This is a genomic window from Paenibacillus sp. y28, from assembly GCF_037137075.1.
In the GTDB taxonomy this organism is placed as follows: Bacteria; Bacillota; Bacilli; order Paenibacillales; family NBRC-103111; genus JBBBNV01.
In genome coordinates this window covers 1-12,328 of record NZ_JBBBNV010000052.1, presented here as the reverse complement: position 1 = coordinate 12,328, position 12,328 = coordinate 1, and the positions used below count along the sequence as shown (strand labels likewise).

The 12,328-nt window shown below is 41.4% G+C and carries 8 protein-coding genes; 7 read left to right on the top strand and 1 reads right to left on the bottom strand.

Annotated features, from left to right (window positions below):
* Nucleotides 1–423: 423 nt before the first annotated feature.
* From WBG83_RS21680 to WBG83_RS21650, 7 genes are all read left to right on the top strand, one after another.
* Complete coding sequence (locus WBG83_RS21680; RefSeq protein WP_336747472.1) at nt 424–1,473, top strand: NAD-dependent epimerase/dehydratase family protein; 1,050 nt, start codon at nt 424–426, stop codon at nt 1,471–1,473.
* Nucleotides 1,474–3,081, top strand: coding sequence for a hypothetical protein (locus tag WBG83_RS21675; protein WP_336747471.1), 1,608 nt, complete (start codon nt 1,474–1,476; stop codon nt 3,079–3,081).
* A gap of 559 nt (nt 3,082–3,640) precedes the next feature.
* Entirely contained in the window at nt 3,641–4,357 is a 717-nt protein-coding gene (locus WBG83_RS21670; protein ID WP_336747470.1) for an IspD/TarI family cytidylyltransferase, read from the top strand.
* A gap of 54 nt (nt 4,358–4,411) precedes the next feature.
* Nucleotides 4,412–5,287, top strand: a complete 876-nt coding sequence (locus tag WBG83_RS21665) for a glycosyltransferase family 2 protein (protein WP_336747469.1) — start codon at nt 4,412–4,414, stop codon at nt 5,285–5,287.
* A 213-nt stretch (nt 5,288–5,500) separates the two neighbouring features.
* On the top strand, nt 5,501–6,364 hold the full coding sequence (locus tag WBG83_RS21660) for a glycosyltransferase family 2 protein (protein ID WP_336747468.1): 864 nt from the start codon (nt 5,501–5,503) through the stop codon (nt 6,362–6,364).
* The gene (locus WBG83_RS21655; protein ID WP_336747467.1) at nt 6,364–9,861 is read left to right on the top strand and encodes a methyltransferase domain-containing protein; all 3,498 of its coding nucleotides are present in this window, start codon (nt 6,364–6,366) and stop codon (nt 9,859–9,861) included. Before WBG83_RS21660 ends, WBG83_RS21655 begins: the two co-directional genes overlap by 1 nt.
* A gap of 118 nt (nt 9,862–9,979) precedes the next feature.
* Complete coding sequence (locus WBG83_RS21650; RefSeq protein ID WP_336747466.1) at nt 9,980–11,107, top strand: glycosyltransferase family 2 protein; 1,128 nt, start codon at nt 9,980–9,982, stop codon at nt 11,105–11,107.
* 168 nt (nt 11,108–11,275) lie between these two features.
* Here the strand turns inward: WBG83_RS21650 and WBG83_RS21645 are convergent, their stop codons facing one another.
* Nucleotides 11,276–12,196: a hypothetical protein gene (locus WBG83_RS21645; RefSeq protein ID WP_336747465.1), complete on the bottom strand. Its 921-nt coding sequence runs from the start codon at nt 12,194–12,196 to the stop codon at nt 11,276–11,278.
* Nucleotides 12,197–12,328: the final 132 nt, after the last annotated feature.

Below are 12,328 nucleotides of genomic sequence, written 5' to 3'. Positions count from 1 at the left end.
CTGGCCTGGTAGGCCGCGATCCGCTCGCTCCATATGGCTTGCAGATTCATTTCCAATTTAGAATCCATCCTCTCGTTGGCAGGATGGATTCATTATGAGGGATTGCTTTGCCTACGAACAGGTGGGATTGGTTTGACGCTTACTTTTCTCTAGCTTTTCCGCTGCTTCGTCAGCTGATTTGGAACCGAATGGACATCGAGGAAAGCCTCTCTCAATGACGATTCATTCTGGGAACATACTTAGCCCATTATCTATGTTATAATTTTATTGGATAACTGACTTTATACAATAAAGATAGGGGCTGTCAGCTTGGTGGTTGTTTTGGTGGACTTGATAGAGATGACGCGAAGATCAATTGTGGGGTTGTACCCTCTACAAGATTCGAAAAATACGGCATGTCTGGATGAAAAGGAGTAAATGTGCTTGCCTAATCGTGTTTTTTGTGAAGATATAGAACAAATCATTTCCGACCCGCATCTGCCGTGGCACGAAATGTCGAATAAATCAGTACTTATTACCGGTGCGACCGGGTTAATTGGTACAGCACTGGCTTTTGCGCTAAGCGCAGCCAGTCAAAAATATCAGCTTAATCTTAGTCTAATCGGGAACGGAAGAGACAGTGTTAAGGGAGAAAGGTTGACGAAAGACTGCGGACTAGATGCGTTTATTAGTGGTGATATTCGTCGCCCTTTAACGATGGAAGCCCTCCCCGGCAAACTGGACTATATCTTCCACTGCGCAGCAATTACCAGATCGGCAGATATGGTGGCGAAACCGGTTGATGTAATAACCACAGCGGTCGATGGCACAAGAAACATATTGGAGCTTGCCAAAGAGCGAGACTCTAAAAGTGTTGTCTACCTGTCATCAATGGAGGTCTATGGACAGAATTTACATGGACAGGTGCAGGAGGCAGACTTGGGGTATTTGGATTTATATAACCCGCGCAGCAGCTATTCTGAAAGTAAACGGCTATGTGAGAGCTTGTGTACTGCTTATGCCGTGCAGTACGGACTTCCGGTAAAAGTAGCACGATTGGCGCAAGTTTTTGGCGCTGGGACCCCGAAAGCCGATACGCGGGTGTTCGCTCAATTTGCACGTAGTGCGATGGCGGGAGAAAATATAATTTTGCATACTGAGGGGAAAACTAGAGGGAATTACTGCTACTTAGCTGACGCTGTACGCGGGTTGCTTTCGCTCTTATTGAGGGGTCTTAATGGACAAGCCTACAATATTGCAAACCAAGAGGCAAGCACAACCATCCGGGAAATGGCGGAAATGGTTGCAAGCGAAATTTGTCAAGGTAGAATAAAAACAGTTGTCGAGATACCCAGCGACATTGCAAAACGCGGTTACGCGCCTGAAGTCGGTTTTAGGCTCAATGCAGATAAGCTGAAGTCATTAGGCTGGCGGCCGCAATACGGGTTGGCTGATATGTATAGACGAATGATTCTGGATTGGCAGGGGAAATAAATGCGGAAATTACATCAGAAAACAATATTTGAGTTGTTGGAGACTCTAAATGAAGCGCAGGACGTGCTAAGCAAGCAAACCGCACCGGAGATAGTGGGGAATTTGCTTGCTGATTGTCAGGGATTTGCCGTGCAGATTGGACAATACATCGAGAACATTGAGGGCGAAGGAACCCAGACTGTCGCCTTACTCGAAGAATACTGCGAGTTGTTGTACCGGGCGAGCATAGACAACAATGATCGGGAAATAGTAAAGGAGCTCAAACAACAGCTTGTGAAGATTAAGAATTCGGTTGAAAGTGAGCTGAAGCCGAACAAGATTGAAGTCGTATTCTTCCCTTACCAGCTCAGTATGTTCGATGCGTTAGAAAGTGTATATTTGGCCGCGAAGGAAGATCCGCAATGTGACGTATATTGCGTGCCTATTCCTTATTTTTCGAGGAATCCCGATGGTTCGGTGAAAGAAGTGCATTACGACGGCGATTTGTATCCTGACTATGTTGAAGTTACAAATTGGCGTGACTATGATGTTGCAAGCCGTAGGCCGGACGTGATCTTTATACACAATCCTTATGACGTGACTAACATTGTTACGTCTGTTCACCCCGATTATTATAGCGAGAAGTTGTGTAAACTGACTGAGCTGTTGGTTTATATTCCGTATTTTGTGACCGAAAAAGTACAAGAACACTTTTGTTTTAATAGTGGAACGATATATGCTCATAAAACAATTGTGCCAAATGATCTGGAACAGAAAAGGTATATTAATTTTTTCAAGAAAAATGAAGTAGCACGCAATTTATCGGGTAAAATCGGCGATAGCAAGAAAAAGTTCGTGGCGCTCGGATCGCCGAAGTTCGATAAAGTAATACAAATGAAACGTGAAGACTATGGATTGACGGATGAATGGCGAGATTTAATTGAAGACGCGAACGGTACTCGCAAAAAGGTTGTCTTTTATAACACGAGCTTAGCGGAAATTTTACAATTCGGAGAGCAGTTTCTAAAAAAATTACGTTCGGTCTTGGATGTTTTCAAACATCGCGATGATTTTGTTTTGTGGTGGAGGCCGCACCCGCTTTCTATGGCGACATTTGACAGCATGCGTTTGGGAATGGCGGATGAATACAGGGAGATTATAAAGGAGTATAGGCGCGAGGCTTCGGGCATTTATGATGACACGACAGACTTGTACAGAGCCATCGCATGGAGCGATGCCTATTATGGGTGGGGCGGCTCATCGGTAGCCCTTTTATACGGAGCAACGCTTAAACCAATGATGGCTTTGCACACCTGCGATAATGTTTCTGTGGCAGAGGGCGAAGGTGACTTCAACGAGAAGCTGCTTCATTTCACGAAATGTTTGAACATGTATCTGTCCGGAAGTCCAGTATATAGGGATATGCCGCTATATGGTTTTTTCTTTGATGACGCAAACCAGTATGATTTATGGAGTTTCTTGCAGTACATTACCCATATAGAGGATTACGAGAATACCGTTGAATGGAATTCTCTTCTGAAAACGGCCTATAAAAGATTCGGGGTTTCGGCAAATGAAAGAAGCGGGGATAAAATTATCCACTACGTGAAAGAAGAATTAAAGTTATAACGGTCCGGACCCTAAATCCTGGAGATATCCTTAACTACCTTGACTCGTTCAGAAAAAAGCATGGAGGCTTGCGACTCAAGCCCCCATGCTTTTTCGGTTGTTGTGGAAATAGGAGAGGAGCTTCATCTAGGGAGGCAGGCTCGTAATTGCTAAACAAAACCTTACCAGCACGCGCACGCTATGAAACGATTCATTGTACGCATTCAAGTCCGGTATTAGTTAGGAATTCGCTCATGCAGTTATTTCCGTGTACTATTATTGTTCAGATGTGTTACTGTGTTCGATATTAAAAACGATGGCTTAATAACCGATAAAGTAAGCAAGAGTTTTTTTACTTCGAGATTTACTCGGCGCAAGATAGTAGAAAGTGGGTAAGCTTGACGATATATTGAGGGGAATGCGAGATTTACCTTAAGATGGATATAGAGAGAATACGGGAATCCGCGTTTTACAAGGTGCTGCCAATATCATTCAAACGCGAAAAACATCTAGCCATCTGTGCATCATTAGCCTCAAGATTATAGTTCAAATACCACTATCAGATTGGAAGAGTGAGATTATGATAACTGCATTGATTTTTGCTGGCGGTACAGGGCAGCGTATGAATTCTGCTTCGAAGCCTAAACAGTTTCTAGAACTACATGGTAAGCCTATCATTATATATACCATTGAACATTTTGAGTGGCACCCCGAGATTGATAATATCATAGTTGTTTGCCTAGAGAGTTGGATTAAAGAGTTGAAACGCTTTTTGAAATTATACGATATCCGCAAGGTTTCTAAAATTATAGCCGGCGGGATCAGTGGTGACAAGTCCATTTATAATGGGCTTAAAGCTATGAGAGGCACGCATGCTTCCGATGATATTGTGTTAATTCACGACGGTGTCCGTCCTTTGATAAACGAGAATCTAATTTCTGAAAACATTGCAACCGCAAAGCGCTGCGGCAACGCGATAACCTGTGAAGCTACATTTGAAAGCATTATACAGAGCAGTAATGGCAATGAGATTGATAACATACCTAAAAGGAGCGAGATGTTTGTTGCCAAAGCGCCTCAAACGTTTAGGTACGGGGATATATGGGACCTGTATCAACAGGCGGAGAATGACGGGCATACTCCTCTTGATTCAGCACATTTATGCAGCTTATATGGGGTGAAACTGCACATAGTAAGAAGCACACCTAATAATATCAAGATTACTGCACCGCAGGACTATTATATTTTCAGGGCTTTACATGAAGCTATGGAAAATCGTCAAATATTGGGGGTATAAATATTTCCAATATGCACTGCTGTACTATTTTTGAGGCAAAGAAATGGAGGGTTTATGAACCAACACTTAGTGTCAATCGTGCTTCCGGTCTATAACGGTGCACGTTTTCTCTGCCAATCAGTGGACAGCATACTTTCGCAAACGTACACAAACTTCGAATTGATAATAGTTGATGATTGCAGTACAGATGAGACGCCCGGAATTATAGAGGAGTATGCCAGGAAGGATAGACGCGTTCGAACAATACGCCATTCCCAAAATCAATATTTGCCTCAAGCCTTAAATACAGGATTTGATGCAGCAAAAGGTGTCTTTTTTACATGGACAAGCGATGACAACATCTATAAGCCGAATGCCATCAAACATTTGGTTGATGTATTGGTACAACGACACGATGTAGACCTTGTATATGGAAACGAAAGCATTATAGATGATGCTGGACACGTAATCGAGAAAAGCAATGCCATTGCATCGATCGGCAGCCCGGAGGAAATTCCTATCCTATCTTGTGTAGGCGGATATTTTCTATTTAGAAGTCAGGTCTATTTCGACGTAGGCGGTTATGAATCCAAGTGGTTCCTGGTAGAAGATTGGCAGTTTTGGTTAAAATCGTACAACGCGGGGAAGAAGTTTGTAAGAACCGAGGAAAACCATTATCTTTATCGCGATAATACGACTTCGTTATCCATGACAAAAGCTCGCGAAGTGCAAGAGCGGTGTCTGGAATTATCGTTAGAAAATCTGAGCAAGCATAAGAGTAAATATACCAATGAAATCGCGATGCGAGCTTATTTGAAATGTGTGGGCTTTGCTTATCGGTTGAATGATAAGAAAGCTGGAATAGCGTGTTTAGACTTGGCAAAAGAAATAAATAGGGATGCGCTTTCATGGTTGAAACCTGAAATAGTAGAATGGCTGGAGGAAGGTTAAGCGCGCGGGCGAAAATATTAGGCCGAAGCTGGCATCGAATATCTTTGAGGGTGCCTTTCCAGCGGCGAGTTACGACCCATTCGTTGCCGCACAGGTTTGTCTTGCTAACGGTATATATGCGTGTGATAATGTGGTTGTCCTATCGGACAGCCATCTCCGTGTATCCCTTATAAACATAAATTAAAGAAATTACCGCGTAAAAGAGGAAATCTTATGAGAAACTATTTAGTGTCGATAATACTTCCAGTTTATAACGGCGCGCGCTTTCTTCGACAATCGATCGACAGCGTCATGTCCCAAACTCATGAAAACTTTGAACTGATTATAGTCGATGACTGCAGTACAGATGAAAGTCCTGAAATTATTGCGGAATATGTAAATAAAGATATCCGCATACGCACAATACGACATTCCCAAAATCAATATTTGCCCCAGGCCTTAAATACAGGCTTTCAAGCAGCTCTTGGCGATTATTTTACTTGGACAAGTGATGATAATATCTACAAACCCAATGCGATTGCACACTTCGTTACAATGTTATCCTCGGACACCGAAGCGGATGTTGTCTATGGCAATGAAGCTGCAATAGACGAAGCAGGTAATGCCATTCCAGGCTACGAAATGGATACACCCGAAGTAATTCCCATACTGTCCTGTATCGGTGGTTACTTTATGTTTAAGAAACAGGTCTATTTTGATGTTGGTGGTTATGAATCTGAATGGTTCTTAGTTGAAGACTGGCAGTTTTGGCTGAAAGCCTATAATGCGGGATACAAATTCGTGAAGACAGAGGAATGCAATTACTTATATCGACATAGTACAACGTCTCTGACGGCAACTAAACAACAATTGATCGTTGCTAAAGCCATTGAGCTATCCTTACGAAATCTTGTTACGAACCGATCTAAGTATTCCGATATAATAGTGATGCGTGCTTATTTGAAGAATATTCGCCGCTGTCAAATCGTTAACGATAGGGATAAAGCCTATGAATGTTTAGACCTGGCTCAGTCAATCAGGTCTGACGCTATCAACTATCTAAACTCAGAACTAGTAAATTGGTTGGAGGGGAAATAATGCATTCGTTGCCAAAGGAACAGATCTATCAGTTAGTCGATGATTTTAAAGCTTCTCCTGAAAATAAACCCATCATTTTATTTGGAGCGGGTCAAATCGGGAGCGAGGCCGTCAAGTACTGCCTGGATAACGGTATACACATCACCTGCATTGCAGACAATAATGCTGAATTATGGGGTCAAAGCATAAGTGGGATTGAAATTGTATCGCCGGACACGATAGAATGGCACAAGCCGTTTTTGATTATAATGTCCGCTAATTTCTATAACGAAATGGCATTACAACTGAGTGGATACGGTTTGAACAACTATATCTCGTACTTCATGTTTAAAGGCCGATATAACTTTGTGCAGGGCGAATATCCCGAAGCCAGCTCGGTACAGCGGGCTTTAAACTGGATGATTCAAAATCAACAGGAAAATGGCGGTGTTTCTGTTTTTCGGGGTTCTGTTTACGAGTACCCTGAAGTTACCGGCTATATCATTCCGACAATGCTTTCCTATGGTTTGAAGGAAGAAGCTTTGGCTATGGCACACTATCTGGACTCTGTCATAAACGATAACGGCTCATTCAATGCGGCCGGTTCAGACCGTGCCTATCTATTTGATACGGCGCAAGCTCTTCGCGGTCTTAACGCCATACAGAAGATTACAAACAAATATTACGACATACAAATCAAAGCGGCGGAACATTTGTTTTCTGCTTTGAAAGACAACGACGGTATTTTTCCAAAAAGCTATGAAGACGATCCAATTGTTCCTGAACCGATCTTGCTCTTTGGGCTGCCGCCAATGCTTGAATATGCTCAACTTATCAATGATCATGAAAAAATACAGCTTGTTCATGCTTCGGTTAAACGATATCTAGCTGACCCGAATGTTCTTTCGCATAAAACGCTTACGCATTTTTTAGCATATCAAATTGACAGTCTTATCGATCTTGGGTATGAAAATGAAGTAAAGGACATTATCGAGAAACTGCTTGTTTCGCAAAGAAACGACGGCTCCATTCCTGCCTATGACGGTGTTGACTGGGTATGTATCACAGGCTGCTCGCAAATCGCGATATGTCTGTACAAGCTTGGCAGACGCGAACCGGCAGATAAGTTGATGGCGTGGGTTGAGAATAATATGGAATCCGACGGCGGTTTCTTAGGCAGTGTAGGCAATGGTGCTGACTATTTTGCAGATCGTGAGATCGCATGGGCGACAAAGTTCTATCTGGACGCATATAAACTGATGATTAAAGCGCATTTTGATGATGAATTTGCTCCAATCGCTCCCTCTGAAATTGATGAGGACGATGCTGAAGTTACACAAGTAATTAGCGAAATTATAAATGGCAACAGTGTTTTGGAAGTAGGCTGCGGCAAAGGGAGAATTTTAAAACGCATCCACGAAAAATTACCGGACTGTAAATTGCATGGCATAGACATTTCCCCTGTTATGCTTTCAGCTGTGCCGGAATATGTGAAAACTACGGTCGGCGAGATTGAGTTTTTGCCTTACGGTGATCATTCATTCGACGTGGTATATGCTGTGGAATGCATTGAACATTCGCCTAATCTGAAAGCTGCGGTAAACGAGCTGGTGAGAGTATGCAAGCCAGGAGGCAAAGTAATAATCATTGATAAGCAAATGTCGGGTTGGGGGAGATTTTCAACGCCACCATGGGAGCGTTGGCCGGATAGAGCCGTTTTGGAGTCACTACTGCAGGAGAAATGTAATGATGTTAATTCGTATGCTCTTAGAAATAAGGGGCATGATGAGCGAGACGATTTGTTTATAAAATGGATGGGGGTCAAACATATACCTATTTCAGAGAAGGCTAAAAAGGTTGTTTTTTTTGGAGCGGGTGCCACAGGGCGGTTAGGTTTGTATTATGCTGAACGTTCAGGAATGAAGATTGACTTAATCGTCGACAATAATAGCAAGTTATGGGGAAACTGCTTGTGCGGAGTTGAAATTTCTTCGCCGAATGTCTTATTGGATAAAGACAAATATACTGTCATCATTACGGTTGGTTATGAATTCTTAGGTGCGGTAAAGGAACAATTAAGTTCCATGGGATTAACTGAAGATGCCGACTTTTTTGAATTCCATAAAGTCTTTTTGCAAGGCTATAGCGGATTCGGGGCTGCATCAGGCGTTTTGAATATGAATTCCGAATTTGAACTGATAAAAACAGGTGCAAATAATAAATTAGTCGTTAATTTGAATGATCGATGTGTGTATCGTTTAATCAATGACAATATTGCTGGACAATTTATCGAGATTTATAACAAATGCAAGGATTATGGTATCTTCGATAAGTTTGTAACGAAGACAGAAATGTCGGATGTGAAAATTGCGCAGGGGTATTCGTGCAGTTTCAAACATGAATATATTCCATTGTTTACCTACGCAGTTGAGTGGTCGCCAAGGATGTTTTATGATTATACGCTGTTCATGATTGATTTCCTCGCTGAAATCGACAATATTGGCTTGGGTTGGTTAGACGGGCATGCGTTTAACGCGACTTTCCATAACGGTAAGTTTGTGTTTTTCGATTTTGACGCAATCAGGACAGGCAAAACGCCACATTTTTATATACAGGAATTTATTAATGCCCATCTGGTGATTTTGTTGATGATGTCTGAAAATTTGATGGACAAAGCTTATCTATATTTGAATAATCCTGGGCAAAAGCTCTCGATTAACGATATTGCAGGATATTTATCGGCAGATACCTTAAGCGAGTATAAGGATATGTTTAATGAATGCTATGAATCTGCGCTAGAAGGCAATATACAAAAATGCTGCGAAATTCTAAAGGATTATGTCTTGAATGTACAATTCAAGCAAATACTTCAGAGCGGTTGGAACGGTTACCAAAACGAGCTGTATGAAAAGAGTAATGAGGCCAAATGGTCAGATAAGCAAAGAACGGTTGTGGAAATGGTCCGTTCCGTTAAACCAAGAACGATGCTGGACTTGGCTGGGAATATGGGTTGGTACGGCTTTACTTTGCATGACGAGATGGAACGTTGCATTACGGCCGATTTAGATTATAACTGTGTCGATTTTGTCTACCAGATGGTTACCGACCAAAACGTTCAAAATGTGTATCCAGTTTATTTGAATTTAATTGCGCCAACACCGGCTTATTACAGAGATTTGCATATCGGGGACACGGCAATTGTCCCGTGGCGCAAGAGTGCGATTGAACGCTTCAATAGCGAAATGGTACTTGCTCTTGCGGTAATGCACCACCTCGCATTTGCGCAGCAACTGTCATATGCTGAGATTATAGGACAATTTGCGCTATATACGAGTAGATGGCTGATCATTGAATTTATCGAGCGGGAAGATAGTGTGGTTGCCCCTGCACTGAAAAACGGGGATTTTGAATGGTATACGAAGGAGAATTTCGAAACGGAGCTGTTAAAGTCATTCTCCATACTTGCCGTAAAGAATTCCGAGCCAACGCGTGTATTGTATCTTTGCGAGAAAAAATAAGAAACTATTGGGATAGCACGTTCGCAATCAGCCGAAGTACAATGGCAGAATGTGAGCGTGTTATTCCATTTAAGTTACGGGAAATCAGTGGATACCGAAGAGGAGTGTAAGATTTGATATGGAAGATTTACGACAGCGTACGCAAGTTTCGATTATTATTCCTATCCATAATGCCGAACAGTATCTTCGCCGCTGTCTTGATTCTGTAATGAATCAAACGCACGCCTGCTTGGAAGTATTGCTTATTGATGACGGGTCGACAGATAGAAGTAAATCAATTTGTGAGGAATATGTACGTCAGGATTGCCGGTTTCAGTATATATATCAGATGAATCAAGGCGCAGCTATTGCCCGCAATACCGGAATAGATTGTGCGACAAGTGAATACGTAACCTTTCTAGATTCAGACGATAGTATGGAACCGGGGTTCGTTAAACAGGTACTGACGGAGATGCTTATGACTGGTTCGGATATAGGGCTTTGTGATATAAACTATGTGGATAATGAAACTGCCGAAAAGGAAGTATCAAGAATTAGATTTTATGGAAAGACAGCAAGCGCGAGCAAGACGAAAAGTATTTTTAATACCGTAAGGACTTTTATTTGGGGGAAAATATACAAAAGAGAGCTGTTTAGCAAGATAAGATTTCCTGATTTGAAATTTTTTGAGGATCTATCTATTGTGCCTTTTATGGCGGCAATTGCCAATCAAATCGTCTATATCCCCTTGCCGCTTATCAATTATTACAGAAACCGTAATGGTAGCCTCTCTGAGAACGCTTATAATATTGGTGAACTAATTAGGGCGTTAGATTTATTGGGCAGTTTCCTTCGCTCATCTAAGTTATATGATGATTTTACAGATAGCTATAAAAAAATGTGTATGGCACAGTTACGGTTTACCTATCGTAGATTCGGGAATAGAAAGCAAGAGAAAGTGCTTGAACAACTATGTAAGTTAAAGGAATATGTGTTAAATCTTTTTCCCCAACTTTATCCATTAACCGAATGCAGTTTTTATACAGAGCGTAATAACCATTTGCTTGCACAAGCAATAGACAAGGCTGTCCTATATAACGATCAAATCGTCGACAATATAGAGGTTTCCAATTATGTCATTTGTTTTAGCGACTGCGTAACCGAGGGGGTTTCTCAACCTACCATTGCAATAAAACGTCCAGAGCATATGGATGAAGAAAGTGCGGCATATGACATTGCGGAAGAGATAATTATGGCATTTTCATAGTGACAGTCAACCAAGAAAGAAAATAAAAGTATGTGCACTGGGCAGGGAGGCTCAGCGGGACAATAAACTATACTAAGAAAGGTCCTCGGGTGACAGGGCTAAAAAGTCATACCACGCGCCGTGTGAAATTCAGGGATCGCCCTTCCTGTTTCTCACACGGTATTTTTATTAGAACCTGCCGATATCGCAATGAGCGGACTTCCGGAACCGCGTCCGTACGCCGGGGCTATCTACCAAGAAGTCTTTGAGTTCTTCAGAAGTAAAATCGTCCCCTCTCAGCCGCACTTCTGCAATAACTTCCATTCCCGAATATGCTCTTAAGGTACCATCACTTAGGTACTTATCTAAGGCACTATAATCAATTACTGGTATCCCTTCAACGATTTGCCCAGATCCATAATAACTTGATAATAAAACAAATGGAACAATCGTATATTCCTCTAAATTCTCAATCGAAATTTTTTGAGAGAATTCAATTTTGTTGTCTTCGATATATCTTAATATCTTCTTGATTTGTGATACACCCTTCTTCACAACTTTGTTCCCAGCCCTATAATCATCAAGTTCCAATGGATCAAGATGATTTTTTGCTTCTCCTACAAATATATGTTTATCTTTAATTGCTATAATATCGATATCACCTTTGATTTCGCTACGGTCATTAGGACAATGATATTGAAACGGGTAATTATTAGAATGTACAATCAATCCATTTTCGGAGAATAGCCTTCTGGATTGTTTTTCAAAAACTTCACCCTTCTCAGACAAGTTCACCTTTAACATCCTTAAGTGTTTGATGAATGTTCTATATATATTATTACAAAGAAATATGCTTGGTATAATAAAGATGTTATCATCCATACGTATAAGAGGCTTGTAGTACAAGTCAAATATCTTATCACTTCCAAATGAATAAAATGAAATCCAACTTTCAAAAACTTCCCTATTTAATCCTGATTCAATTCCTGAGGAAAATAAATCAAAGAATATTTCATATAGCTGTTCAATCTTAATTAAAAGCACTGGTGCCTGTGGCAATAAATTATTTTTAGTAATAAACAATTTTGTTGCATTAAAGGTAAGCGTCAAACCAATCCCACCTGTTCGTAGGCAAAGCAATCCCTCATAATGAATCCATCATGCTAACGAGAGGATGGATTCTAAATTGGAAATGAATCTGCAAGCCATATGGAGCGAGCGGATCGCGGCCTACCAGGCCAG

Excerpts from the sequence above, each read along its gene's own strand:
- WBG83_RS21675 (WP_336747471.1), top strand. The coding sequence starts at position 1,474 with ATGCGGAAATTACATCAGAAAACAATATTTGAGTTGTTGGAGACTCTA.
- WBG83_RS21650 (WP_336747466.1), top strand. The coding sequence starts at position 9,980 with ATGGAAGATTTACGACAGCGTACGCAAGTTTCGATTATTATTCCTATC.
- WBG83_RS21660 (WP_336747468.1), top strand. The coding sequence starts at position 5,501 with ATGAGAAACTATTTAGTGTCGATAATACTTCCAGTTTATAACGGCGCG.
- WBG83_RS21655 (WP_336747467.1), top strand. The coding sequence starts at position 6,364 with ATGCATTCGTTGCCAAAGGAACAGATCTATCAGTTAGTCGATGATTTT.
- WBG83_RS21670 (WP_336747470.1), top strand. The coding sequence starts at position 3,641 with ATGATAACTGCATTGATTTTTGCTGGCGGTACAGGGCAGCGTATGAAT.
- WBG83_RS21665 (WP_336747469.1), top strand. The coding sequence starts at position 4,412 with ATGAACCAACACTTAGTGTCAATCGTGCTTCCGGTCTATAACGGTGCA.